The organism is Bifidobacterium sp. ESL0825 (genome assembly GCF_052606465.1).
This window is the reverse complement of record NZ_CP199589.1, coordinates 601467-625726: the sequence shown is the minus strand read 5'-3', so window position 1 is coordinate 625726 and position 24260 is coordinate 601467. Positions and strand designations below refer to the sequence as shown.

The window sequence follows — 24260 nt, the reverse complement described above, 5'->3', positions numbered from 1 at the left end:
TCCCGTCGGCGTTCACCGGGTCTGAAGGAGCAGAAGCAGCATGCGCACATCGGAAATCGCCAAGCGTTTCCTCGATTATTTCCAGGGCAAGGATCATCTGGTGGTTCCCTCCGCCTCCCTGATCTCGCCCAATCCCACCACGCTCTTCACCATCGCCGGCATGGTTCCCTTCATCCCCTACCTGCTGGGGGAGCAGACCCCGCCCAGGAGCCGGATGGCCAGCAACCAGAAGTGCGTGCGCACCCTGGACATCGACGAGGTGGGCAAGACCACCCGTCACGGCACCTTCTTCCAGATGCTGGGCAACTTCTCCTTCGGAGACTACTTCAAGGAGGAGGCCATCCACTACGCCTGGGACCTGCTGACCAAGCCGCAGGACCAGGGCGGCTACGGCTTCGACCCCGATACGATCTGGGTGACCACCTACACCGATGACGAAGAGGCCCGCTCCCTGTGGAAGAACGAGGGCTTTGACCCCGAGCACATGGAGATCCTGGGCATGGAGGACAACTTCTGGACTACTGGCGGCCCCGGCCCTGGCGGTCCCTGCTCCGAAATTTACGTGGACCGCGGCCCTGCCTACGGCAAGGAGGGCGGCCCCTCGGCAGACGAGAACCGGTACATCGAGATCTGGGATCTGGTCTTCGAAAACTACGAGGTGGACAACGTCCGCTCCAAGACCGACCTGCACATCGTAGGCGAGCTGGAGCACAAGAACATCGACACCGGCGCCGGGCTGGAGCGCCTGGCCTACCTGCTTCAGGGCAAGCAGAACATCTATGAGACCGACGAGGTCTACCCCGTCATCCAGGCTGCCGAGGGCCTGTCTGGCCGGCACTACGGCGACGACGCCCAGGATGACGTGCGCTTCCGCGTGGTGGCCGACCATGTCCGTTCGGCCCTGATGATCATGAGCGACGGCGTCCGCCCCAGCAACGTCGGCCGCGGCTATGTGCTGCGCCGTCTGCTGCGCCGGACCATCCGCTCCATGAAGATGCTGGGGGTGGACCAGGAGGTTCTGCCACAGCTCTTCCCGGTCTCCAAGGAGGCCATGGCCCCCAGCTACCCTGAGCTCAACGACACCTTCTCCGAGGTGGCCGAGTCGGCCTATGGCGAGGAGCTGGCCTTCCGCCGGACCCTGGACAAGGGGACCACCATTCTGGATACGGCCGTCAACAAGGCCAAGAAGGGCAAGGGCGATCCCGAGGTCTCCGGCAAGGATGCCTTCACCCTGCATGACACTTACGGCTTCCCCATTGAGCTGACCTTGGAGATGGCCGCCGAGCAGGGCGTCAAGGTGGATCAGGACGAGTTCCGGAAGCTCATGAACGAGCAGAAGTCCAGGGCCCGCGCCGATGCCATGAAGAAGCGGCACAACGTGGACCTGAGCGTCTACGACGATATGCGCAAGAGCCTGAAAGAGCCTCAGGTCTTCCTGGGCTACACCGACTTTTCCAGCCGCTCGACCGTCCTGGGCATCATCCAGGAGGGCAAGGGAGCGGTTCCGGCCGTCAAGGCCCCTGCCCAGGTCGAGGTGATTCTGGACCGTTCGCCCTTCTACGCCGAGGCAGGCGGTCAGCTGGCCGACCAGGGGGAGATCCTGACCGACGATGGGGCCGTCCTGGAGGTGGATGACGTGCAGAAGCCCATCAAAGGGCTGACCATCCACCGCTGCCGCCTGACCGAGGGAACACTGACCCTGCAGGCCAAGGTCACGGCCAACATCGACCGGAACCGGCGCGGCGCCATTGCCCGCTCGCACACGGCCACGCACATGGTCCACAAGGCCCTGCGCGAGGAATTGGGTCCCCAGGCCACGCAGCGCGGCTCCGAGGATGCGCCCAACAGGCTCCGCTTTGACTTCCAGTGGTCGCAGGCCCCCAGCCGCCAGGCCATGGATGCGGTGGAAGCACGCGTCAACGACCGGTTGCGCGACAACCTGGCTGTGACCGCGCAGGAGATGAAGTACGACGATGCCATCGCCCTGGGCGCCATGCACCTGTTCGGGGAGAAGTACGGCGACGTGGTCCGTGTGGTCTCCATAGGCGAGGATGGCTGGAGCCGTGAGCTCTGCGGGGGAACCCATGTGGATCACGTGGGCAAGATCGGTGCGGTCTCCATCATGTCCGAGGCCTCCGTGGGCACCGGCGTCCGTCGTGTCGATGCTGTAGTGGGCCAGGGGGCTTACGAGTACAACGCCCGTGAGCACGCTCTGGTCTCCCAGCTCTCCGACAAGCTCAACGCCCGCCCCGATGAGCTGGAATCCAGGATCTCGGCCCTGCTGGCCAAGCTCAAGGAGTCTGACCGCCGACTGGCGGCCACCTATGAGCAGCAGATGGCCCAGGCCGTGCCCGAACTGGCCAACCAGGCCCTGCATGCCCCGGAAGATGTCAAGATCGCATCCCGGAATATGGGCCGTTTCGGTTCTGTGGATGCCTTGCGCAAGACGGTGACCGACCTGCGGGCCCGCATGGGCGAGGAATACCCTGTGGTAGTCGCCCTGGCCGGTGTCAGCGAGGATGACAAGCCTGTCATCTTCGTAGCCACCAATCAGGCTGCCCGTGATCGCGGCCTCAGGGCTGGCGACCTGGTCAGGACAGCCTCCAAGGTCCTGGGAGGCGGCGGAGGAGGCAAGCCTGACTTCGCCCAGGGCGGCGGTCAGGATGCCTCGGCTATTGATCGGGCCTTGAAGGCCCTGAGTGATCAGGTACGAGAGGGCTGAGCTTTCCGTGCGATCACATACAGCCGTATGGCTGGGGGTGGATCTTGGCGAAGCCAGGGTGGGTCTGGCCCTGTCGGATCCGGAGCTGACCCTGGCCTTTCCCGCTGGCAACATCAGGGTTCAGGGCGACTACTTCCAGGCTCTGGACCAGGTGGAAGACCTGATCCTGGACAAAAGCGTGTCCAGGGTCGTAGTCGGATACCCTCTGCTCCTGAGCGGCCAGGCTGGTCGAAGCGCCAAAAAGGCGGCCCGTTGGGTGCGTGCCCTGACCGGTCGCCTGCAGGAGGCTGCACAAGATTCTGGCGTTGCCCCTGAGCAACTGCCCAGTGTAGTATTGCGAGACGAACGACTGACGACCGTCAGCGCCCATCGTCAGCTATACGATGCCCGCGTGGACGGGCGAAGACATCGTCCTGTGGTCGATCAGCAGTCCGCTGTTGTGCTGCTGCAGTCGGCCCTGGACAACCAACGTGCCGACAAGGAGTGCTAATTGGCCGACGACATGCAGGAATTCTTCCAGGATAAGGTTCAGTGGGTGGCCGATGGGCAGGCCCCGGTCTCCGCCATGCCGCCGCGTCCTCCTCGTTCGCGTCGTGAGATGCGTCGTCGGCGTGAACGTCGCAAGCGCCGTCAGCGGATTATGGTTCTCCTCATCGCTTTGGCCGTGGTGGTTGCTGCCTCCTGCGTGGTGATTCTGGTGGGCGGGCTACGCCATGGAACTCCCAGGATCGTAGCCACCAAGGAGGTCGCCCCTGATTATCCCGGCCCTGGTGGAGCGCCGCTGGAGTTCACGATCGAGAGCGGCCAGGGGGCTGATCAGGTCGGTGCCAACTTGGTCAAGGCTGGAGTGGTCAAGTCCACGGAGGCCTTTTTGCACGCCATCACCAGCGCCCAATCCGAATCCAGGCTGGTGCCCGGCACCTTCGATCTTCGTCTGCGAATGAAATCCTCCGATGTCGTGACCATTCTGACTGACCGGAACAAGGCCGGCGGCTTCCTGCAGGTGCGGGCCGGCGAGCGGGTACGTGATGTGATTGCCAGGGCCGCTCAGCTCTCTGGGGTGCCGCAGAGCGAATTCGATGCCTTGGTTCAAGCCAAGGGGGAGGGGATTCTGCCCCAGGAGGCCCAGGGAGACTTTGAAGGCTGGCTGCAGCCCGGGGAGTACGATGTGCGCAAGGCCGGGTCAGCCAAGGCCATCCTGACCAACCTGGTCTCCAAGCGTATTGAGCATCTGGATCAGCTGGGCGTACCCGGAGGTCAGGAACGGCAGACCATCCTGAATACAGCCTCGATTACCGAAGCCGAGGTCAACAAATCGGAATACTACGGCAAGGTGGCAAGGGTCATCGACAACCGCTTGGCCAAGGGAATGCCCTTGGGCATGGACAGCACGGTGGCCTACTCCAACAACGTCTCGGCCCTGAAGCTGACCGATGCCATGCTGCAGAACGCAGACGACCCCTACAACACCAGGGTCCACCAGGGCCTGCCTCCAGGCCCCATCGGCAGCCCGGGAGACGAGGCCATCCAGGCGGCCATGCACCCGGAGTCGGGCAACTGGCTCTATTTCGTGACTGTCAACTTGGACACGGGAGAGACCAGGTTCAGCGACAACCAGGATCAGTTCAACCGCGATGTGAAGGAATACAAGGCCTGGGAATCCCGGCACAACGAGCAGAACGATTAGCGCCCTGCTCTTGGACCGCAATTGCCTAGACGGCGTCAATGATCAGGGCCGCTGCTGCCGCGGCAAGGATGACCGGGACGTAGGCCAGCGAGAGCGGGTTGCGTGTTCCGGCCGAACCACGCCGACGAGCCAACCAGGCCAGGGCCAAGGCTATCAGCCCCAGCAGCCCCATCATCACCCACCAGACCAGGATCGTTGCCCATCCCAGAACCGACAGGCTCAGGGCCACCAGACCCGTGGCCGTCACATCGCCCAGTCCCAGGGCGCCGGGTCGGATCAGGGCTAGCAGGAGCTGAAGGCCTGCAGAGGCCAGAGTCAGCAGCAGGCACTGCACCAGCAGCATCGGATGAGCCTGGAACAGTGAAAAGACCAGCAGGGTCACAGTCTGCAGAACCAGTCCCAAGAGCACTGGAAGACGTGGGACCCGCCGGGTGCGGATGTCGATCAGGGCCAGGAGGAGGGCGGTCAGCAGTCCCGGCGCTGGGATGAGGTAGACCATCTTCTAAGATAATCATACGTAGCCCTAACCTGGCAAACGAGGAACGAACGAGGAGCTTGAATATGTTGCGCTGGCAGACGGCAGGGGAATCCCACGGAGAGGCCCTGGTGGCCATGATGGAAGGTCTGCCCGCCGGGGTTGCCGTGTCCACCAAGGACATTGAATCGGCCCTGGCCCGTCGCCGGCTGGGCTATGGACGCGGAGCCAGGATGGGCTTTGAACAGGATCGGGTTCGGCTGCTGACCGGGGTCAGACATGGACGGACGCTCGGCTCTCCGGTGGCCATCGAGATCGGCAATACGGAGTGGCCCAAGTGGGAGCGGATCATGAGCGTGGACGAGCTGCCTGCCGACCAGGAACCCCCGGCGACCGGCCGCAACGCCCCGCTGACCAGGCCCAGGCCCGGCCACGCCGATCTGACCGGCATGCGCAAGTACGGGTTCACGGATGCGCGCCCAGTCCTTGAGCGCTCATCGGCCAGGGAGACCGCCTCCCGGGTGGCCCTGGGATCGGTGGCTGCCGACTTCCTGCAGCAGGCTCTGGGCATACGGACCGTCTCCCATGTCATTTCCATAGCCGGGGTCGGCCGGGAGGGCCATGAAGTCACGCCCGGCCCTGAGGACGGACCTGCTCTGGATGCCTCGCCGGTCAGAACCTTGGATAAGGACGCCGAAAAGCGGATGATGGCCAGGATCGACCAGATCAAGAAGGACGGCGACACCGCCGGCGGGGTCTTCGAGGTTATTGCCTATGGTGTGCCGGCAGGCCTGGGCACCTATGTGGAGGACGATCGCCGTCTGGATGCTGCCCTGGCCAGCGCCTTCATGGGCATTCAGGCCATCAAGGGCGTGGAGATCGGCGATGGTTTCAGCGAGGCTGATCGCCCCGGCTCGCAGGCCCATGACGAGATGGAGCCCGGTCCGGACGGCACCATCCGCAGACTCAGCAACCACGCAGGAGGCTTGGAGGGCGGCACGTCCAACGGCCAGCCCATCAGGGTCAGGGCCGCCATGAAGCCCATCTCCTCGGTGCCCCGGGCCCTGCGCACGGTGGATGTGGCCACCGGCCAGCCTGCCCAGGCCATCCATCAGCGTTCCGACGTGACCGCCGTGCCTGCCGCAGCAGTGATCGGCGAAGCCATGATGAACCTGACCCTGGCGCGATTCGTCTTGGAGAAGTTCGGCGGCGACTCGCTCGACGAGGTTCGGCGCAACGCCGAAGCCTACCTCCAGTCCTGGCCCGAGCATCTGCGGTGAGGGGCGGACTTCCATGATTGAAAGCAGCAGCATGCCCAAGGCCGTCGTCATCGGCATGCCCGGTGCGGGCAAGACCCGGCTGGGCAGGGAGACGGCCGCCCTGATCAAGGCGCCCTTCCGGGATACGGACCAGTGCATCGAGGAGGAAGCAGGCCGATCGGTCAGCGAGATCTTCGATACTCAGGGCGAGCAGGCTTTCCGCGGCATGGAGACCAGGACGGTCCTGGACCTCTTGAAGGACTTTCCTGGCGGCATCCTGTCCCTGGGAGGAGGCGCTCCCATGAGCACCGAGGTCTTCCAGGCGCTGCAGGACTATCGGCTGGCAGGAGGCGCTGTGGTCTACCTGGAAGTCGACCCCGAGGAGGGGGTCAGCCGAGCAGCTCGGTCGGATCATCGCCCCCTTCTACGCGGCGGCGCATCGGAGCGCTGGATGGCTCTTTATCGTGAGCGTCGCAGCGTCTACCAGGAGCTGGCCACTATCACCCTTAAATCCAGAAACACCACTCCCCGGGCCCTGGCCAGACGGCTGGCCGATGCCTTGACTGAGCGGGTGGTTCACGTCAGCGGTCTCGACCCCTACGACGTGAGGATCGGAGCAGGGGTGACCGGGCGGCTGCACGAGCTGCTTGGCAACCAGACCATGCGTGTGGCCCTGATCCACACCCAGCCGGTCCAGCGCCATTCCGACCATGCCCGGGCCCTGCTTCGCCAGGCCGGGTATCAGGTGGTGGATCTTACCATTCCCGACGCAGAGGCCGGCAAGACCATCCAGGTCAGCCAGGGCATCTGGGAGCGTCTGGCCACCGAGGGCTTCACCCGTTCCGACGCGGTTGTGGGACTGGGCGGTGGAGCGGCCACAGACCAGGCCGGGTTCATTGCCGCCACCTGGATGCGGGGCATCCGCTATGTGAACTGCCCCACCTCCCTGCTGGCCATGGTCGATGCCTCCACCGGCGGCAAAACCGGCATCAACCTGGAGCAGGGCAAGAATCTGGTCGGCAGCTTCTATACCCCTGCCGGCGTCCTGGCTGATCTGCGGACCCTGCGGACCCTGCCCAATGACATCTTTGTAGAAGGCCTGGGCGAGGTGGCCAAGTCCGGGTTCATCATGGACGGAGGCATCCTGCGCGAGCTGGAGGAGCGGGCTGAGTCCCTTCGTTCCTTCGACGGACAGGAGTCCGACCAGTGGCTGGGCACGGTGGTCCAGGATCTGATCGAACGCACCGTCGAGGTCAAGGCCCGGCACGTCTCAGTGGACCTCAAGGAGTCGGGCTTGCGGGAGTTCCTCAACTACGGCCACACCCTGGGCCACGCCATCGAGAAGATCGAACACTTCACCTGGCGGCATGGCCAGGCAGTGTCCGTGGGCATGGTTTTCGCAGCCGAGCTGGCCAGGATCACCGGCCATCTGGATCAGGATGCGGTCGACTACCACCGGCAGCTTCTGTCCTCCCTGGGACTGAGAACCTGGTGGAACGGGGGCGACTTCGACCAGGTGCTGGCCCTCATGCATCGGGACAAAAAGGCCCGTGGCAACAAGTTGCGGTTTATCATTCTTGATGGTTTGGGCAAACCCACCCACCTGGACGACCCGCCGGTCTCGGCGCTCAAGGAGGCCTTCCAGGCCATACGCAAGGAGGAATGACATATGGCGGATGCCGACAAGGGCAGGCAGACGGTTCTGGTTGTCAACGGACCCAACCTGGGTCGGCTGGGCGTGCGCGACCCTGATGTCTACGGTCGCCAGGATCTGGCGACCCTGACCCGGGACTGCGAACAATGGGGTCTGCAGCTGGGTCTGGATGTCCAGGTGCTGCAATCGGACGACGAGGGCCAGGTCATCCGTTGGATGCATCAGGCAGTGGACCAAGGCAGTGCCGTAGTGCTCAACCCGGCCGCCTTCACCCACTACAGCTACGGGCTTGCCGATGCCGCCGTCCAGGTCACCCAGGCAGGGCTTCCGCTGATGGAGGTCCATATTTCCAATCCTTCATCCCGGGAGGCCTTCCGCCGACGCAGCGTCATCTCGCCGGTGGCCACCGGCACCATCACCGGCATGGGCTTCTACGGCTACCGGCTGGCCCTGGAAGCAGTGGCCCACCTGCTGGAGACCGCATGAGCGACATCGGGCAGACCAGCGAGAAACTCTCCGCACCGCCCGAGGCCATCCTTGTCCGCGGCGCCAAGGTCCACAACCTGCGCAGCCTGGATGTAGACATTCCTCTGAATCGTTTGGTGGGCATCGCCGGGGTCTCGGGCTCCGGCAAGTCCTCCCTGGCTCTGGGGGTCCTCTATGCCGAAGGCTCCCGCCGCTACCTGGAGTCCCTGTCCACCTACACCAGGAGGCGGATGACCCAGGCCCAGCGTCCCCAGGTTGATTCGGTGCGCTTCCTGCCTCCTGCCCTGGCCCTTCGTCAACGGCCGGGCGTGGGCGGCATGCGCTCCACCTTCGGCACCGCCACTGAGCTGCTCAACGTGCTCCGGCTGATGTTCTCTCGGCTGTCCAGCCACGTCTGCCCCAATGGCCATCGCCAGGAGCCCACCCTGGCTGTCGCAGCCGAGATGCCCATAACCTGCCCGATCTGCAGCGCTAAGGTGGAGCCTCCCAGCGCCGAGGAGCTGGCCTTCAACTCCCTGGGAGCCTGCCCTACCTGCCAGGGGACCGGGACCGTGCGCGAGGTGGACGATGCCACCCTGGTCCCCGACGACAGCCTGACCATCGACCAGGGGGCCGTGGTGCCCTGGCGGACCTTCGGCTTCAACGTCCAGCCCGACATCGTTCGCGAGTTCGGAGTCCGCACCGACGTGCCCTGGCGGGACCTGACCGATCGGGAGCGCAAGATCGTCTTCGAGGGGCCGGCCGAGAAGAAGCACATCACCATTACTTCGATCAAGGGTGTCCACGAGCTGGACTTCACCTTCCGCAACGCACGGCTGACCGTGACCGAGGAGCTCAAGAGGGCCAACGACGACAAGCGTCTGGCCAAGGTGGCCAAGTTCCTGACCGAACGGACCTGCCCGGACTGCAAGGGCACCCGCCTCAACCAGCGGGCGCGTCTGCCTCAGATCAACGGGGACAATCTGGCCGAGGTCACCTCCTGGCCCTTGGATAAGGTGCTGGACTGGGGTCGGAAGCTGCCGCCCACGCTGCCTGAACCCATGCAGCCCATGGCTTCGGCCCTCTGCAAGACCCTGGATGAGATGGGCAGACGGCTGATCCAGCTGGGGCTGAGCTACCTGACCCTGGACCGCTCCAGCGCCTCCCTGTCCACCGGCGAGCGGCAGCGGGCCCAGTTGGCCAGGGCTGTCCGCAACGAGACCACAGGCGTGCTCTATGTGCTGGACGAGCCCTCGACCGGCCTGCATCCTGCCAACCTGGAGGGGCTGATAGGGGTCATGCGCGACCTGCTGGCCGATGGGAATTCGGTGATTTTCGTCGACCACGACGTCAAGGTTTTGCAATCAGCCGACTATCTGATCGAAATGGGTCCCGGTGCAGGGGAGCGCGGCGGCAGGATACTCGCCCAGGGAGCCCCTGAGCGGATCGCTGCAGACCCGGACTCACGCATCGCCGGTTTTCTGGATGGACGCGAGCCTGTTCTGGTACGAGACCGTCACCCTATGCCTGCAGAGGATGAATGGATCCGCATGCAGTCAGGACCCATTCACACGGTCCACCCTCTGGATCTGGCCATTCCTCGCGGATGCATGACGGCGGTGACCGGCGTATCCGGCTCGGGAAAGACCACCATGATCCTGGAGTCCCTGGTCCCGGCCTTGCAGGCCCGAATCCAAGGCGACCCCATGCCCGAGCATGTGCACAGTCTGGATCCGGCGGGCATCGACAGGGTCCGCCTGGTGGACTCCTCGCCCATAGGCATCAATGTGCGCTCCACGGTGGCCACATACTCGGGGTTGATGGACCGGCTGCGCCGTCTCTTCGCGGCCACTGACCAGGCGAAAAAAGACAAGCTGGGGATCTCGGCATTCTCCTACAACACCGGATCCCTGCGCTGTCCCCAGTGCGACGGTACCGGGCAGATCAGCCTGGACGTGCAGTTCCTGCCCGACATTCCCATCACCTGCCCCAGCTGCCATGGTCGGCGGTACCGTCCGGAGGCCGAACACTACCGCCTGTCGACGCCGGCACACCCGGAGTCTATGAGCCTACCCGATCTGCTGGCCATGGAGGTGGGCCGGGCCCTGGAGGTTTTCGCGCAGGGCCGCGAGTACACGGCCATCCGCCGAGGCCTGCAGACCTTGAAGGACCTGGGCCTGGACTACCTGACCCTGGGGGAGGACACCCCCTCCCTGTCCGGCGGGGAGGCCCAGCGGCTGAAGCTGTCCAACGAATTGGGCCGCAGGCAGAATGGCTCCATGTTCGTCCTGGACGAACCCACCACCGGCCTGCATCCCTTGGATGTGCGCGTCCTGATCGGCGTGCTGGAGCGCCTGGTCAGCAAGGGGGCCACCGTGGTCTTCATCGAGCACGATCTGGACATGATCGCCAATGCCGACCATGTGGTCGATATGGGCCCGGGCGGCGGCGACCGTGGCGGGAGCATCGTGGCCCAGGGCGACCCTGAATCAGTGGCCCGTAACCCGGATTCAGCGACCGGCCGCTACCTGGCCGACCACCTGCATCTGAGCCGTGCCTGAATCCGTACCTCCTCCTCGAGTGTTGGCCGCTTTCTGGTCGCTCCTGCCTGATAGGCTGAAGTTCCATGGTCAGAGAACATGGAAATTCGCAAGGGCATATCACCAAACACATTTTCGTCACCGGCGGCGTGGTCTCTTCACTGGGCAAGGGACTGACCGCATCCTCTCTGGGCCGACTGCTGAGAAGCCGCGGAATCCGCGTTCTTCAACAGAAGCTGGATCCCTACATCAACGTCGATCCGGGGACCATGAACCCCTTCCAACACGGCGAGGTCTACGTGACCGAGGACGGGGCCGAGACCGACCTGGACATCGGCCACTATGAGCGTTTCACCGACGTCTTCCTCTCCCAGAAGGCCAACGTGACCACCGGCCAGATCTACCAGTCCGTCCTGCGCAAGGAGCGGGCGGGGGAGTACCTGGGCCAGTGCGTCCAGGTCATTCCCCACGTGACCAACGAGATCAAGAGCCGCATGCGGGCCCAGGCCAGCGACGATGTGGATGTGATCATCACCGAGATCGGCGGGACCGTGGGCGACATCGAGTCCCAGCCCTTCATGGAGGCCGCCCGCGAGGTGCGTCGGGACATCGGACCGGACAACTGCATGTTCGTCCATGTCTCCCTGGTGCCCTACGTGGCTGCTGCCCACGAGCTCAAGACCAAGCCCACCCAGCACTCGGTCATGGCCCTGCGCCAGCTGGGCATCGCCCCCGATGCCCTGGTGCTGCGCTCGGACCGGCCGCTCAACCAGGGCATCAAGGACAAGATCTCCCTGATGTGCGACGTGGATGCCGAAGGCGTGGTCAACTGTGTGGATGCGCCCAGCATTTACGACGTGCCCAAGATCCTCTACAAGGAGGGTCTGGATGCCTACGTGGTGCGCAAGCTGGGTCTGCCCTTCCACGACGTCGACTGGAACGAATGGGAGGATCTGCTGGACCGGGTCCACAACCCCCGCACCAAGGTGGCCATCGCCATCGTGGGCAAGTACATCGACCTGCCTGACGCCTACCTGTCGGTCATCGAGGCCCTGAAGGCCGGCGGCTTCGCCAACCGGTCCCAGGTCCAGGTCAAGCTGGTGGCCGCCGACACCTGCGAGACCATGGACGGCGCCCGCAAGGCCCTGGAGGGCGTGGACGGCATCGTTGTCCCCGGAGGCTTCGGCATCCGCGGCATCGAGGGCAAGATCGGCGCCCTGCGCTATGCCCGTGAGACCGGCCTGCCTGCCCTGGGCCTCTGCCTGGGCCTGCAGTCCATGGTCATCGAGTTCGCCCGCCACGTCCTGGGGCTGGAGGACGCCAACTCCTCGGAGTTCGAGCCTGACTGCGAGAACCCGGTCATCGCCACCATGGAGGAGCAGAAGGACATCGTGGCCGGCCACGGCGACATGGGCCACACCATGCGGCTGGGCGCCTACCCGGCGGTGCTCAAGCCCGATTCCCTGGTGGCCCGGCTCTACGGCTCCACCGAGATCTCCGAGCGCCACCGCCACCGCTACGAGGTCAATGTGGCCTACAAGGAGCGGCTGGACAAGGCCGGCCTGCACATCTCGGGCACCAGCCCGGACGGGCAGCTGACCGAGTTCGTGGAGCTCTCCCAGGACCAGCACCCCTTCTATGTGGGCACCCAGGCCCACCCGGAGTTCAAGTCCCGGCCCACCAAGCCGCACCCCCTCTTCGCCGGCCTGGTCAAGGCCAGCCTGGAGCACGGAGGCCAGGAGGCCGCCTGAGGTCGATTCCTTTCGGACTTTTTCGGTATGATCGCTCGTTTCCCTCTTGTCGGGAAGCGGGCGATTGTCCGTATCGACGGCTTTGTCAAGAGGGCCGGCTGGATTCCTTAGAGAGCGTAAGCCCAGGTCTGGCGGTTTACTACTGTCCTGGTTATTCTGTAAAGGTGTGATCGGCCGCATATGGCGGCCGTGCGTGTGTTAGGAGGTCTCAGCTCGTGGACAGCACCTCGCAGCGGACAGACACATCGCGGGATGTGGAAATGAGCCAGTACGTGGCCGACCGCTCCCGCGTCAATGAAGAGAAAATCAAAAAAGACGACCAGATCATCTCCGAGTTCGGCGACTATACCTATGGCTGGCACGACTCCGACGATGCCGGGCGCAACGCCCACAAGGGCATCGATGAGGACGTGGTCCGGGCCATCTCGGCCGACAAGGGCGAGCCTGACTGGATGCTGCAGATGCGTCTCAAGGGCTATCGGGCCTTCATGGAGAAGCCCATGCCCAAGTGGGGCGTGGATTTGAGCGGGTTCGATGCCGACGACTTCAAGTACTATGTCAAGCCTTTGAAGGAGCAGGCCAAGGACTGGAAGGACCTGCCCGACGACATCCGCACCACCTATGACCGGCTGGGCATCCCCGAGGCCGAGAAGAAGCGGCTGGTCTCCGGCGTGGCCGCCCAGTATGAGTCCGAGGTCATTTACAACTCCATCCGCGACGATCTGCGCAAACAGGGGGTCATCTTCCTGGATACGGACACGGCCCTGAAAGAGTACCCGGACCTCTTCCGCAAGTACTTCGCCACGGTCATCCCTCCGGACGACAACAAGTTCGCCGCCCTGAACACGGCGGCCTGGTCGGGCGGCTCCTTCGTATACGTGCCCAAGGGCGTCCATGTGGACATCCCCTTGCAGGCCTACTTCCGCATCAACACGCCCAACATGGGCCAGTTCGAGCGCACGCTGATCATCGCCGACGAGGGCTCCTACGTCCATTACGTGGAGGGCTGCACGGCCCCCATCTACTCCACCGACTCCCTGCATGCGGCCAACGTGGAGATTGTGGTCGAGCCCCACGCCCGCGTGCGCTACACCACGGTCCAGAACTGGTCCAACAACGTCTACAACCTGGTCACCCAGCGTGCATATGTGCGCGAGGGCGGCACCATGGAGTGGGTTGACGGCAACATCGGGTCCAAGGCGACCATGAAGTACCCGGCCTGCATCCTGGCTGAGCCCTATGCCAAGGCCGAGACCCTCTCCCTGGGCTTCGCCGGCAAGGGACAGTACCAGGACACAGGCGCCAAGATGATCCACCTGGCACCCCACACCTCCTCCACCATCGTCTCCAAGTCCATCTCCCGCAACGGGGGAAGGGCCGCATACCGGGGCCTGGTCAAGATCATCAAGGGAGCCGAGAAGTCCTCCTCCTCGGTGGTCTGCGACGCCCTGCTGGTGGACGACTACTCCCGCTCGGACACCTACCCGCACGTGGACGTCCGCGAGGACGACGTCTCCATGGCCCACGAGGCCACCGTCTCCAAGGTTTCCGAGGACCAGCTCTTCTACCTGATGAGCCGTGGCCTGGAGGAGAAGGAGGCCATGGGCATGATCGTGCGCGGGTTCGTAGAACCCATCTCCCGGCAGCTGCCCATGGAGTACGCGTTGGAGCTCAACCGCTTGGTCGAATTGCAGATGGAGGGTTCGGTAGGCTGATGTCACAAAACAGCGAAATAACCATTCCGCATGCGGATCCCAAGGATCCCTATGCTTTCCCGGCCACCATGCCGTCCAGCGCCGACAAGGAGCCCCGCTCCTTTAACCCTGACGACTTCCCCATGCCCACCCGCAAGCAGGATGACTGGCGGTTCACCCCCATCGACCGGATGGAGGAGTTCTTCACCGTCTTCCAGCCCAGCGGCCTGACCAAGGTCTCAGTCACCATGATCGACGGGTCTGAACCGCCTGCAGATCAGGTCAGCTTCAGCCAGGTTCCCATGGATCAGGCCCCCTGCGGCACCGTCCTCAAGCCCAGCGATCGAGCGGCCGCTGTGGAGTGGGCCAGCGGCGAGCAGGCGACTGTGGTCAACCTCAGGGGCACCCTGGATCAGCCTGTGCTGGTCCGTGTCAACGGCGGCGGCCCCGAACTGGATGCCTTCCACCTGGTCATCAAGGCCGAAGCGGGCACCAAGGCCGATCTGGTGGTCGAGCACCAGGGCCAGGCACGTCTGGCCGAGGGGGTTGAAATCGACATCGGTGACAATTCGCAGATGTCGACCACCTTCATTCAGGAGTGGGACAAGGGCAGCAAGCACATAGGCAACCACCGCATCCACCTGGGAGCCGAGGCCTCCCTGCGTCACTCCGTGGTCAGTCTGGGCGGCGATGTCGTGCGGCTGCGCATGGACCAGGACTTCGGCGGCGAGCAGGGCGACCTGAACATGCTGGGCATCTACTTCGTCGATCCCGGCCAGCACATGGAGCACCGGACCATGGTGGTGCACAACCATCCCAACTGCAAGTCCCGTGTGGTCTACAAGGGGGCCCTGGACGGAATAGGCGCACACACCACCTGGGTGGGCAACGCGCTCATTCAGCCCACCGCGCCTGGAACCGACTCCTACGAGCTCAACCGAAACCTGGTGCTCACTCCCGGGGCCATCGCCGATTCCGAGCCCAACCTGGAGATCGAGAATGGCGACATCATCGGGGCAGGCCATGCCAGTTCGGTCGGCCGCTTCGACGACGAGGAGCTCTTCTACCTGCAGTCCCGCGGCATCCCCGAGCAGGAGGCCCGCAAGCTGGTGGTTCGAGGCTTCTTCGGCGAACTGGTGGAGGAGATCGACGTCCCCAGCGTCTCCGGGCACCTGATGGGGGTCATCGACCGCAGGCTGGCGGCCGGCGAGGATCAAGAGATGCAGCACGTTTTGGAGGAGAACTGACATGTCCACATTGGAAATCAAGGATCTGCACGTCTCAGTGGAGACCAAGGAGGGTCGCAAGCAGATCCTCAAGGGTGCCACGCTGACCGTCAACTCCGGCGAGACCCACGCCATCATGGGGCCCAACGGGTCGGGCAAGTCCACCCTGGCCTACACATTGGCCGGCCATCCCAAGTATGAGGTGGATTCCGGCCAGGCCCTGCTGGATGGGAAGGATCTGCTCAAGATGACCCCGGACGAGCGGGCCAAGGCCGGGCTCTTCCTGGCCATGCAGTACCCGGTCGAGGTGCCGGGCGTGTCCATGACCAACTTCCTGCGTACGGCCAAGACCGAAATCGACGGCAAGGCCCCGGCCATCCGCCAGTGGACCAAGGACCTGAATGATGCCATGAAGCGGCTGCGCATGGATCCCAAGTTCGCCCGGCGCTCGGTCAACGAGGGCTTCTCGGGCGGCGAGAAGAAGCGGGCCGAGGTCCTGCAGCTGGAGTTGCTCAAGCCCAAATTCGCCGTCCTGGACGAAACCGACTCCGGGCTGGACGTGGACGCCTTGCGCATCGTCTCCGAGGGGGTCAACAGGGCCAAGGAGAACACCGGCATGGGCGTGCTCATGGTCACCCACTACACCCGAATCCTCAAGTACATCAAGCCTGATATCGTCCATGTCTTCGCCGACGGCCGCTTTGTGAAGACCGGCGGCCCCGAGCTGGCCGACACCCTGGAGGAGACCGGGTACGACCAGTATCTGCCCGAGGGCGCCGACTCGGAATCAGCCCTGGCCTGAGGATAAGAGAAGAGGTCCGCAATGGTCATTGATGACAGCATTCGGCAGCAGTTTCCGATTCTGGACCAGCAGGTGCATGGCCACCCCTTGGTCTATCTGGATTCGGCCGCAACGGCTCAGAAGCCCCTGGCGGTCATCGATGCCGTTCGGGACTTCTACCTGAAGGACAACGCCGGGGTGCATCGGGGCGCGCACGAATTGGCCGCCCGCAGCACCATGGCCTTCGAGCATGCCCGCTCCCGCGTGGCCGCCCTGGTAGGCGCAGAAGGCCAGGAGGGCGGCGAAGAGATTGTCGTCACCGCCGGGGCCACAGCGGCTCTGAACCTGCTGGCCACCGCTTTCGGCAACGCCAGCCTGGGTCGTGGAGGCAAGGCGGCACGTCGATTCGCCCTGAAGCCGGGGGATGAAGTCGTGGTCAGCAAGGCCGAGCACCACTCGGTCCTCCTGCCCTTCCAGGAGCTCTGCTACCGGACTGGAGCCGTCCTTAAGTATTTCGATCTGGCCCCGGATGGCCGTGTTCTGGCCGATACAGCCGACCAGGTCATCACCGAGCGAACCAAGGTGGTCGCCGTCACCCACGTCAGCAATGTGACCGGCGCCATCACTGATATCAAGCCCATCGTCCGTCGTGCCCACCAGGTGGGTGCCTTGGTGGTGCTGGACGTTTGCCAATCGGTGCCTCACCTGCCTGTGGACCTGCATGCCATGGATGTGGACTTCGCTGCCTGGAGTGCTCACAAGATGTATGGCCCCACCGGCGTGGGCTTCCTCTACGGCCGCCGTGAGTTGCTGGAAGCCCTGCCTCCGGCATCATTCGGCGGATCCATGGTGGAGCTGGCCTATCTGGACCGCCCAGCCAGCTATATGGATCCTCCGGCCCGGTTCGAGGCCGGCACCCAGCCGGTGGCCCAGATGATCGGCGCTGGCGTAGCTGCCGATTGGTTGATGGATCTGGGCATGGAGAACATGGCCGAACACGAGAAGGCCATCACTGCAGGTCTGCTGAGGCTGGGGGAGTTGGACGGGGTACGCATCCTGGGGCCGACCACTCCCGAGGACCGGATCGGCACGGTCGCCTTCGACGTTCAAGGGGTCCATCCCCATGACGTAGGCCAGTATGTGGATTCGCGCGGCATTGCCATCCGCGTAGGACACCACTGCGCTCAGCCGGTCCATCGGCACTTTGGCCTGATGGCCTCCAACCGGGCTTCGACCGGCGTGTACAACACCGTGGCCGACACGGATGCCCTGCTGGATGCCGTCGCCGGGGTCCGCAAGTTCTTCCGGGTGGCCTGAGGGTCTTCACCGGCAGCGCATAGACGGATTTGGCAAAGACATACTGGTAGGTTTGAGGACATGGCGGATTTCGGGATGGATGACGAAGAACTGGAGCAGATGTACCAGGAGGTGATCCTGGACGCAGCCCGGGATCCTCACGGGCGTGTAGGGGATCAGGCTGATGGGGGAGAAGACCCTGATGGCGACGGCGTGGCCATCAGAGTGGAGCACGAGGCCTGCCTGGCTGCCGAGTCCCACCAGTTCAATCCCACCTGCGGGGATCAGGCCACCATTCATGTGGAGGTGGCGCCCGGTGAGCAGGGCGGTCCCGACCTCATCCAGCGGATCGTCTGGCAGGGTTCGGGTTGTTCAATCAGCCAAGCCAGCCTGTCCATCATGGTGGATCTGGTCCAGGGACAGACCGTTGACCATGCCATGGATCTGGCTGCAGACTTCCGCCAGCTTATGGAATCGCGGGGAGCCGGAATCGAGGACGAGAGGAAGCAGGACGCTCTCGGTGATGCCATGGTCTTCCAGGGCGTGTCCAAGTATCCTATGCGAATCAAGTGCGCCCTGCTGGGCTGGGAGGGCATGAAGGCCTCGGTGGCCCAGGCCCTGTCAGTTGGGCGAGAGGGCGACAAAGGTGAGAAGGAGGAGCAGGCATGAGCGGCAATACGAATCTGGTACCCGAGCCCCAGGATTCCATCCTGGCCTCGGTGGGCAGGGCGATCAGCGATCCCGGCACGGCACAGGCCCTGGCCAGCAATCCCCTGGGCGCGGAAACGGTGCTGAAGTCGGCCGAAGGCGGTTCCATGCGTCAGGTCGACGGCCAGGCGGACAAGAAGTCCGATTCGGTCAAGTCTGACGATCAGCGTGCCAACACAGCTAACTCTGAAGTCTCCCCTGAAGGCCCGTCAGCGGACCAAGGCTCGAGTGCCCAAACCCCGGCCAGTGCGTCGGCCGCCAATGGTGGGAGGACTGCGGACCAGAATGCCGCTGATGCTGAGGCCGCCGCTGAGGAGGCCATTCCTCTCAAAGCCGTCGACGACATCGGCCGGGCCACTGCTGAGGATGTCAGGGAGGCACTGCACCAGGTCATCGATCCCGAGCTGGGCATTGACGTGGTCGATCTGGGATTGGTCTATGGCATCGAAATCGACGAACTAGGACGGGCCATCATCACCATGACCCTGACCACGCCGGCCTGCCCGCTGACCGACCTGATCGAGGACCAATGCGCCAGCGTCTTGGCGGGCCTGGTTGAGGAGTTCCGCATCGACTGGACCTGGTCGCCGCGTTGGACCCTGGACATGATCACTCCTGAGGGTCGTGAGCAGCTGGCCGCCATCGGCTTCAACTTCGAAAACATGCCCACCTATCAGTGAGGGTATCCGCCCGGTAGACCGACCCGGGTCCTCCCATGCGAATATACTGATGTTTCCGGTCCGCCGTGACCGGCACGGCGCATGAGAGAAAGCACAGTGAAATGGCATTGTCCATGGGCTGGAAACTGCACGGCGACGGGAAAACATTGGCTCCGGGCGAAGTGGTGGAACCCGATGAGCGACTCACATGGCCACGAACGGCTGGCATCGGCGCCCAGCATGTCATCGCCATGTTCGGCTCCACATTCCTGGTTCCCATTCTGACCGGATTCGACCCCTCTACCACCCTCTTCTTCACGGCCATGTCCACGGCCCTCTTCCTGCTGATCAACCGCAACCGGCTGCCCTCCTACCTGGGCAGCTCCTTCGGCTTCATCGCTCCCGTCCTGGCAGTGACCACCGCCCACAAGGGTCTGGCTGTGGCCTCCTTCGGGATCATGGTCACCGGCGCCCTGCTCTTCCTGATCGGCCTGATCGTGCACTTCGCCGGCTCGCGATGGATCGATCTGATCATGCCCCCGGTGGTGAACGGCGCCATCGTGGCCATTATCGGCTTCAATCTGGCGCCCTCGGCCTGGAAGAACTTCAAATCAGCTCCGCTGACCGCCCTGGTCACCCTGGTGGCCGTCATGCTGATAGCCGTCCTCTTCAAGGGCCTGATCGGCCGGCTCAACATCCTTTTGGGAGTCATCGTCGGCTACATCTTCGCGGTCACCCAGGGCCAGGTCGACTTCGCGGCTGTGGAGAAGGCCGCCTGGTTCGGTCTGCCTCACTTCCACACTCCTCAGGCCGACCCATCAGTCCTGGCTATGTTCATCCCCGTGGTGCTTGTCCTGGTGGCCGAGAACATCGGTCATGTCAAGTCAGTGGCCCTGATGACCGGCCGCGATTATGACGACCAGATCGGCACCGCCCTGATGGCCGACGGTCTGGGCACCACGCTGGCCGGGCTGGGCGGAGGCTCGGGCACCACCACCTACGCAGAGAACATCGGCGTCATGGCCGCCACCAAGGTCTACTCCACGGCCGCCTACTGGTGCGCCGCAATCTTCGCCTTCCTGCTCTCCCTCTGCCCCAAGTTCGGGGCCATCATCAACACCATTCCCACTGGCGTTCTGGGCGGGGTCACCACCATGCTCTACGGCATGATCGGCATGCTGGGCATCCGCATCTGGGTGGAAAACAAGGTGGACTTCGGCAAGTCCGTCAACATGACCGTGGGCGCCGTCGTCATGATCGTGGGCATCGCGGACTTCACTTTTGCTGTGGCCGGGGTCAGCTTCAACGGCATCGCCATCGGCTCTGTGGCAACGCTGGTCATGTACCACGGACTCAAGGCCATCGGCCGCTGGCGGGGGACCATCGATCCCGACGACTACATTCATGAGGATTCGCAGGCCGTCTCCCAAGAGCGCTGATTGCGTCAGGTTCGTCTGGCCTTCCGTGGCTGCCCGACTGACACTCGAAGATGCCTGATGCCAAGGTTTGCCTGTTTGTCCAGCTGGCAAGGCTCAGCCAGCCTGTTCGGGTCTGGTCGCGTAGAAGGCCACGGCACTTGAGGCAGCCACATTCAGGCTGTCCACGTCGTGGCTCATGGGGATGCGCACAGTCAGATCCGCCCGGGCGATGGTTCTGTGGCTCAGCCCGTCGCCTTCGGTACCGAATATGAGGGCCAGGCGATCGATCCGGTCGGGACCTGGCCTTAGCCGTTCCGCCAGCTCATCCAGGCTGATGGCATCCCGGTTCAGGGCCATGGCCGCCGTGGTGAAGCCCAGATCATGCAGCTGGCTCATACCCTGGTCGGGCCAGGCGTGGATGTCGTCGCCGCCAATCCTGGTCCATGGAACCTGAAAGACCGTGCCCATGGAGACCCGTGCGGCCCTGCGGTAAAGAGGGTCGGAGCAGGAGGGAGTGACCAGGACCGCATCCACCTGCAAGGCGGCCGCAGAACGCATCAGGGCGCCGATGTTGGTGTGATCAACAATGTTTTCCATGACGGCCACCCGCCTTGCTGAGCGGCAGATCTGCTCCACAGTGGGCAGTTGCCAGCGCCTCATGGCAGCCAGCGCTCCTCGATGCAACCGGTAGCCGGTGATGGTCTTGAGCTGTGCGGGGCTGGCTACGTAGACGGGAATGTCGGGCCCGAAGGCTGCGTCCACCTGGTCGAACATGGGGCGCATCCCCTCCAGCCAGGGCTCTTCCACCAAGAAGGAGATGGGCTCAACCCCGGCGTCCAGGGCGCGGGCGATGACCTTGGGGGACTCGGCGATGAACAGGCCCTTGGCGGGTTCCAGACGATTGCGCAGCTGAGGCTCGGTCAGCCTGGTGTAGGCCTCGATTCTGTCATCATCTATGGAGTCGATGTTCACCCTGAGCACGCCTGCCGCTCCTCCCTCTTGTTCTGACAACAGCATAGGCGGCGCAACCGAAAACATCCGGTCGCGCCGCCTCAGGCAGTTACAGTTTCAGCTTTGCTGAGCTATCACTTCTTCTCTTCTGCAGCCTGACGGTCGGCGGCGGCGATGCGCTTGGCGATCTCGCCTTGAGGGCCGAGCTCGGGCAGGAGCAGAACGAAGACATCGGAGAGCAGGAAGATCATGCTTTCCAGTCCCAGGTTGAGCACGTAGTTGCCCTTGCTGACCGAGGAGATGATGATGGGCAGCAGGAAGGCGCAGAGAAGGCCAACAGTGCTGACCAGACCGCCGGCGCTTCCGGCATACTTGCCGCGAATCTCAGGCAGGGCGAAGGGCATAGCCTGGACGATGGGGCCGTTTATGGCACCGAAGGCGCCCGAAACAAACATGATGCAGCAGAGCAGACCCACGACCGGGGCCTTCTTCAGCATAAGCACAACTGCCCAGAAGTAGACCATGAGTGCAGTACCCACCAGAATGGTGGCGAAGAGGTAGCCCTTCCACTTGCCCAGACGAGAGCTGATCATGGGTCCGATGATGGATCCTGCGATGGATCCCAAGGCAGCTGCAGAGGCAACCAGACCGGCTGAGGTCTTGTTGAAGCCGTTGTTGTTGATCAGCGTCTGGGGAATGAATCCAGCGAAGGCGGTGGACGCGGCCATGGAGCAGCCGTAGCAGAGGGCGATCAGCCAGACATTGCGGCTCCTTGCCGCGACATTGAAGTACTTGAGCGGAGAATCGGTGGCTGGCGGCAGCTGCACTCCTTCAGGAGCGTCACGAATCAGGAAGACCCAGAGCAGGCTTGCCACGGTCAGGATGATGGCTGCGCTCAGATAGGAGGTGCGCACCGAGAACCGGGGAGCAACCATCTGGGCCAGGATGACCCCGATGCCGGCCGAGCCGTAGAAGAATCCCATGGCGATCTGCGTCTGATCGCCGAACCAGACGCTGAAGATCTTGACCAGGTTGGCGTTCAGGGCAGCGATGCCAGCCCCCAACAGGAACATCGAGAGCATCTGCAAGGGGAAGTTGAGGCCGAAGGTCCTGATGTAGGCGCCGACCACGGCGATGGCCAGACCGGTCAGCACTACCTTCTTGGGGCCGACACGGTCACCGATGGTGCCCATGGGGATGCTGAGGAATACTGCGGTCAGCATGGGCATGAGCAGCAGGGTCGAGAATCCGGCCTGGTCGATGTGCAGCATGGGCATCAGGTAGACCGCAAGGGCGGATATCTGGTACTGCATGTAGTTGGACAGAATGCCGATCAGGCAGACCACGGCCGCGATGACCCAGCGGTAATTGGATGATTTTCGAGTGTTCATGTTCTCTCCCTCCACGATTTACGTGGAACAGGCGGCCTAGTGACGGTCTCCGTCCAGCAGGCACTCCTCGAATGCCGGCCGAAGCAGGTCGATGTTCTCCTTGTTGACGTCGCGGCGCAGGTTCCAGCCGTTCTCGTCGATGACCATGGTGTCTGGATGGTCGACGCTGTAGGACTCCCAGGCATCCCCGGCGCCGCTGACAGGACGGCCGGTGGTTGCGAAGGAGCACCAGGCGTCGTTCATCTCATCAGACAGGTGCATGGGCGGCACCTCGCCGGTCAAGGTCTCGGGCAGGTCAGGCCGCTGGGTGTTATGCAGCACGAAGGGCAGCTCAATGGCATGGCAGGAGCCCATGCCGGGGATCTTGGAGGCGTAGGTGAACAAATACTGGTAGACGGTGTTGTACTTGGACTGGTACTCGCACATGAGGTTGGTGCCAACCCTGAAGCCGATCTGGTTGGTGTACTCCAGATAGCGCTCGGCGGGGTCTTCTCCGGGGTGAGCCTGCTCCCAAAGCTTCTCGTAGCGCTCGGAGTCCAGCTTGCCGTCAAAGTGGAAAATGGCCTGGTGGTGCCAGAAGTCGGGCATTTCGTTGGCGAAGTCCTTGAAGTAGAGCTTCCAGTAAGCGAACTCGTCGGCGTTGCAGCCCAGCATGATCTCCACGTCCTTTGCGGCACCGTCCTTGAATGCCTGGAGAGGCTTGGCCGGAAGGTAGTCGCCGTCGGTGGTGGGAGCGAAGATCAACGAGATCTCATGGATATGCTTGGCGAAGAAATCTCCGGTGAACTTCATCATGATGTCGCCGACGGGCAGGGCCGCCAGCTCCTGGGCAGTCTTGCAGCCCATCATCTCCATGAATTCCTGGGCATAGGGAGCCGTGGATTCCGGGGTGTTGTAGAGCTGGATGGGGCCGGATTCGCCAATGGCCCTTTGGAAGAGTCCCTTGGCGGCTGGGGCGACGGTTAGCAGCATGGTGGAGCCCGAACCGCAGGATTCGCCAAAGAGGGTGACCCGGTCAGGATCTCCGCCGAAGGCAGCGATGTTCTCCTGGACCCACTGCAGGGCAGCCACCTGGTCCATGAGCCCTAGATAGCCTGACTGCCGGTATTCGTCGCCTCCGGGCAGCCCCGCCAGGTTCATGTACCCGAAGAGGTTGACCCGGTAGTTGATGGTGACATAGACAACATCGTTGCGCTTGGTGAAGTTGCTTCCGTCATACATGGGGTCGGACGAACCACCCTCCACGTAAGCGCCGCCGTGAATGAAAACCATGACGGGCAGCTTTTGGGCGCCCTCATGACCGACCCAGACGTTCAGGCTCAGGCAGTTCTCGCTCTGCTGACGGCGAGAGGCATACATGACGGGATCGTACTTCTGCAGGGCGGAGTCGCCGAAGTGAGTGCAGTCGTAGTCCCGGTGCTCACGATCCAGATGTTCCGGGGCCTTCCAGCGGCGTGCGCCGACGGGAGGCTTGGCGTAGGGGATGCCCAAGTAGGCGACGGTCCCCTGAGAGGTGGTGATGCCATGGTAGGTGCCAAATTCTGTAGTGACGGTTGGCATGATTTTCCTTTCCGCGAGGTAGT

Annotated in this window: 19 protein-coding genes; 15 read left to right on the top strand and 4 right to left on the bottom strand. The window is 63.5% G+C overall.

Going from position 1 to position 24260, the window contains the following annotated elements:
- Window positions 1–40 precede the first annotated feature (40 nt).
- The 3 genes from alaS to mltG are packed head-to-tail and all read left to right on the top strand — an operon-like array spanning window position 41 to window position 4409.
- Window positions 41–2722 carry an alanine--tRNA ligase gene (gene alaS, locus ACUIAG_RS02740; protein ID WP_445340084.1) on the top strand — a complete coding sequence of 894 codons (2682 nt, stop codon included), beginning with the start codon at window positions 41–43 and terminating at the stop codon, window positions 2720–2722.
- Window positions 2723–2729: 7 nt separating this feature from the next.
- Window positions 2730–3212, top strand: coding sequence for a Holliday junction resolvase RuvX (gene ruvX / locus ACUIAG_RS02735; RefSeq protein WP_445340083.1), 483 nt, complete (start codon window positions 2730–2732; stop codon window positions 3210–3212).
- Window positions 3213–4409: an endolytic transglycosylase MltG gene (gene mltG, locus ACUIAG_RS02730; protein WP_445340082.1), complete on the top strand. Its 1197-nt coding sequence runs from the start codon at window positions 3213–3215 to the stop codon at window positions 4407–4409.
- A gap of 25 nt (window positions 4410–4434) precedes the next feature.
- Here mltG and ACUIAG_RS02725 read toward each other — a convergent pair whose 3' ends face one another.
- Window positions 4435–4908 carry a hypothetical protein gene (locus ACUIAG_RS02725; RefSeq protein WP_445340081.1) on the bottom strand — a complete coding sequence of 158 codons (474 nt, stop codon included), beginning with the start codon at window positions 4906–4908 and terminating at the stop codon, window positions 4435–4437.
- 62 nt (window positions 4909–4970) lie between these two features.
- Here ACUIAG_RS02725 and aroC point away from each other — a divergent pair, with 62 nt between their 5' ends.
- From aroC to ACUIAG_RS02665, 12 genes are all read left to right on the top strand, one after another.
- Window positions 4971–6164, top strand: a complete 1194-nt coding sequence (gene aroC / locus ACUIAG_RS02720; RefSeq protein WP_445340080.1) for a chorismate synthase — start codon at window positions 4971–4973, stop codon at window positions 6162–6164.
- Window positions 6165–6177: 13 nt separating this feature from the next.
- On the top strand, window positions 6178–7809 hold the full coding sequence (locus ACUIAG_RS02715) for a bifunctional shikimate kinase/3-dehydroquinate synthase (protein WP_445340079.1): 1632 nt from the start codon (window positions 6178–6180) through the stop codon (window positions 7807–7809).
- Between the two features lie 3 nt (window positions 7810–7812).
- Window positions 7813–8283, top strand: coding sequence for a type II 3-dehydroquinate dehydratase (locus ACUIAG_RS02710; RefSeq protein ID WP_445340078.1), 471 nt, complete (start codon window positions 7813–7815; stop codon window positions 8281–8283).
- Window positions 8280–10823: an excinuclease ABC subunit UvrA gene (locus ACUIAG_RS02705; RefSeq protein ID WP_445340077.1), complete on the top strand. Its 2544-nt coding sequence runs from the start codon at window positions 8280–8282 to the stop codon at window positions 10821–10823. The genes ACUIAG_RS02710 and ACUIAG_RS02705 overlap by 4 nt, the downstream gene beginning before the upstream one ends.
- Window positions 10824–10888: 65 nt before the next feature.
- The gene (locus tag ACUIAG_RS02700) at window positions 10889–12553 is read left to right on the top strand and encodes a CTP synthase (RefSeq protein ID WP_306220911.1); all 1665 of its coding nucleotides are present in this window, start codon (window positions 10889–10891) and stop codon (window positions 12551–12553) included.
- A gap of 260 nt (window positions 12554–12813) precedes the next feature.
- Entirely contained in the window at window positions 12814–14268 is a 1455-nt protein-coding gene (sufB, locus tag ACUIAG_RS02695) for a Fe-S cluster assembly protein SufB (RefSeq protein ID WP_081581024.1), read from the top strand.
- Window positions 14268–15494, top strand: a complete 1227-nt coding sequence (gene sufD / locus ACUIAG_RS02690; protein WP_445340076.1) for a Fe-S cluster assembly protein SufD — start codon at window positions 14268–14270, stop codon at window positions 15492–15494. The genes sufB and sufD overlap by 1 nt, the downstream gene beginning before the upstream one ends.
- A gap of 1 nt (window position 15495) precedes the next feature.
- The gene (gene sufC, locus ACUIAG_RS02685; protein WP_445340075.1) at window positions 15496–16275 is read left to right on the top strand and encodes a Fe-S cluster assembly ATPase SufC; all 780 of its coding nucleotides are present in this window, start codon (window positions 15496–15498) and stop codon (window positions 16273–16275) included.
- A gap of 21 nt (window positions 16276–16296) precedes the next feature.
- Window positions 16297–17571: a SufS family cysteine desulfurase gene (locus ACUIAG_RS02680; protein WP_445340074.1), complete on the top strand. Its 1275-nt coding sequence runs from the start codon at window positions 16297–16299 to the stop codon at window positions 17569–17571.
- A gap of 60 nt (window positions 17572–17631) precedes the next feature.
- Window positions 17632–18219: a Fe-S cluster assembly sulfur transfer protein SufU gene (gene sufU, locus ACUIAG_RS02675; RefSeq protein WP_445340073.1), complete on the top strand. Its 588-nt coding sequence runs from the start codon at window positions 17632–17634 to the stop codon at window positions 18217–18219.
- On the top strand, window positions 18216–18938 hold the full coding sequence (locus tag ACUIAG_RS02670) for a metal-sulfur cluster assembly factor (RefSeq protein ID WP_445340072.1): 723 nt from the start codon (window positions 18216–18218) through the stop codon (window positions 18936–18938). The genes sufU and ACUIAG_RS02670 overlap by 4 nt, the downstream gene beginning before the upstream one ends.
- Window positions 18939–19039: 101 nt before the next feature.
- Window positions 19040–20356, top strand: coding sequence for a uracil-xanthine permease family protein (locus ACUIAG_RS02665; RefSeq protein ID WP_045924501.1), 1317 nt, complete (start codon window positions 19040–19042; stop codon window positions 20354–20356).
- Between the two features lie 93 nt (window positions 20357–20449).
- On the opposite strand, the gene ACUIAG_RS02660 is transcribed toward ACUIAG_RS02665, so the two are convergent.
- The 3 genes from ACUIAG_RS02660 to ACUIAG_RS02650 all read right to left on the bottom strand — a co-directional run bounded on the left by ACUIAG_RS02660 (window position 20450) and on the right by ACUIAG_RS02650 (window position 24237).
- Window positions 20450–21316: a TrmH family RNA methyltransferase gene (locus ACUIAG_RS02660; RefSeq protein ID WP_445340071.1), complete on the bottom strand. Its 867-nt coding sequence runs from the start codon at window positions 21314–21316 to the stop codon at window positions 20450–20452.
- A 104-nt stretch (window positions 21317–21420) separates the two neighbouring features.
- The gene (locus tag ACUIAG_RS02655) at window positions 21421–22677 is read right to left on the bottom strand and encodes an MFS transporter (RefSeq protein ID WP_313839699.1); all 1257 of its coding nucleotides are present in this window, start codon (window positions 22675–22677) and stop codon (window positions 21421–21423) included.
- Window positions 22678–22713: 36 nt separating this feature from the next.
- A complete protein-coding gene (locus ACUIAG_RS02650) occupies window positions 22714–24237 on the bottom strand; it encodes a carboxylesterase/lipase family protein (RefSeq protein ID WP_445340070.1) in 1524 nt (507 codons plus the stop codon).
- Window positions 24238–24260 lie beyond the last annotated feature (23 nt).